The sequence below is a fragment of the Bifidobacterium aquikefiri genome (assembly GCF_002259795.1).
GTDB classification, from domain to species: Bacteria; Actinomycetota; Actinomycetes; order Actinomycetales; family Bifidobacteriaceae; genus Bombiscardovia; species Bombiscardovia aquikefiri.
In genome coordinates this window covers 1-1,094 of sequence record NZ_MWXA01000018.1, presented here as the reverse complement: position 1 = coordinate 1,094, position 1,094 = coordinate 1, and the positions used below count along the sequence as shown (strand labels likewise).

Sequence of the window (1,094 nt, the reverse complement as noted above, 5' to 3'; positions counted from 1 at the left end):
ACCGGTTGAAGACTGCCGTTCGTGGGCATCGCTTACTCCGTATCAATGGTTTGGCCATGCCTTGCGGGTTTATATACGTAAAAACTCATAGGGACATTCCAAGGGCTGCAGAGCATGCTGTCGTGATAAGAATAGTCTCATTTGTTCATCTAGGAGATGTCATTTCAGCTATCAGGCGCCAGCAACTCCTTGATCAGAACAGGGTTATAGGCATAGAAGTGTGGGTTTTTGGTCTTTGCTGGTGTACTGGCGTGTAATTCGTTCCAGTAGATGCCCTGCTCCTCTCCCGTCATTCCGAGTGAGCGGAGCGGGCCGATCAGATAGCCGACCTGCTGATAGCCCAAGGGCTGTCATTCCGAGTGAGCGGAGCGAGTCGATCGTATGAACTTGTCAAAGCTGTATGTACCATCGTCATCCCGAGTGAGCGGAGCGAGTCGAGGGATCTTGGCTGTTGATGCTTGCAAGGGTGAGATCTCTCGACTCGCTCCGCTCACTCGAGATGACAAGGGAGGTGTAATTCGCTCGAGATGACATTCGGTCGAGATGACAAGAGAGGTGAGGATAGCAAGGGAGGTGGGGATGGCGGGCATCGACATTGGGTCGTTCCTGCTCTCGTGGTTCTGTTGCGATGCATGATGGTGCCGCAATACGGACACAGGTTGCTTTCATGCATCCCAGGTCAAACAGGATTATCAACCAGCACAAACCCCAGCCTGGAGAACGCCTCACGGCATGTTTCACACATACTTTGTGCCGTGCCGTTATACCAGCGTAAAAATTATCAAACAGAAGCAACACCCACTCCCACAAGAACTAGGAAACGATTTCCCACACACCTCTGTGCCCCCACACACATCTGTGCCTATAGCCCTCAGAAGATGCAGACAAGATAGGGGAAGACCCCGCAGTGGAGAGAGAAATGGAAGAAAACCAGCGGGGTCTGATTACTATGATGCAGGTCTGTTCTTCGGACTTACATGGTGTCGGCTGAGAAATCCATGTGAATCCCTCACAAGCAAGTACCATTGCTGGCCCGCTCGATCTCCGTGTCAGCGCATGGCATTGCCGATGAAGATACATGAATCACCTGCTGC

The 1,094-nt window shown here is 51.8% G+C and carries 1 protein-coding gene; it reads right to left on the bottom strand.

Translation table 11 applies throughout. From position 1 onward, the window contains the following. Positions 1–164 precede the first annotated feature (164 nt). The gene (locus tag BAQU_RS10225; protein WP_094692623.1) at positions 165–344 is read right to left on the bottom strand and encodes a hypothetical protein; all 180 of its coding nucleotides are present in this window, start codon (positions 342–344) and stop codon (positions 165–167) included. Between the last annotated feature and the right edge of the window lie 750 nt (positions 345–1,094).